Genomic DNA, 630 nt, shown 5'->3' with positions numbered 1-630 from the left:
CCCCGGGCCGGAGCGCCGGGGGCCCGCGGCCCCCGGCCGGGGCGGGGCGACACGGGGCCGGTTCAGCTGGTGATGGTGAACAGGGCGAGGTACGGGACGACGCGGGCCCATGGGTCTTGGAGCGGCGGGTCCGGGTGGCGACGAACACGAGGACCCGCCCCGTTTGCAACGCTCCTACCGCACCTAGCGAGGCTGTTGTCACTCATTGGCTGCGTCGTAGAGCGAGCACGACTCGGCATGATGCTTATTGGCGAGCTCGCCGCCTTCCACGGCCGGGATCACGTGCCCGCATTCGTCGCACTCATCGCGTTGCTCACGATCCTTGTCGACCAGAAGGACGCGGGCGCCGTTGTCGGCGACCAGTTCGAAGTGGCCGCTGTTGTATAGCTCCGACATCGCGATGCGAAGCTCCTCATGACTCACCGGCATCTCGATCGACTCGTTGCTCTCCAACGGAAACTCCTCCTGATGACGGGGCGGGGTGATGCCGGGCACGGCACCACGACGCGCCACACGGTCAAGCGTGCGGGGGCTAGGCAGGCAACAAGCGGGCTGGGCACACCCCGGCCCCCCTCTGGCGGCGTCGGGCTGAGCGGCGACCCGAGGGCAGGGGGCCGGTGGCGGGGCGTG

General features: G+C 69.8%; 1 protein-coding gene. It reads right to left on the bottom strand.

Features of this window, described 5'->3' with window-relative positions:
• Nucleotides 1-198 precede the first annotated feature (198 nt).
• On the bottom strand, nt 199-453 hold the full coding sequence (locus EEJ42_RS30995) for a hypothetical protein (protein WP_123105187.1): 255 nt from the start codon (nt 451-453) through the stop codon (nt 199-201).
• Nucleotides 454-630 lie beyond the last annotated feature (177 nt).

This window comes from Streptomyces botrytidirepellens (assembly GCF_003721215.1).
Taxonomy (GTDB): domain Bacteria; phylum Actinomycetota; class Actinomycetes; order Streptomycetales; family Streptomycetaceae; genus Streptomyces; species Streptomyces himastatinicus.
The sequence above is the reverse complement of the archived record's forward strand: the minus strand, read 5'-3'. Positions and strand labels throughout refer to the sequence as shown.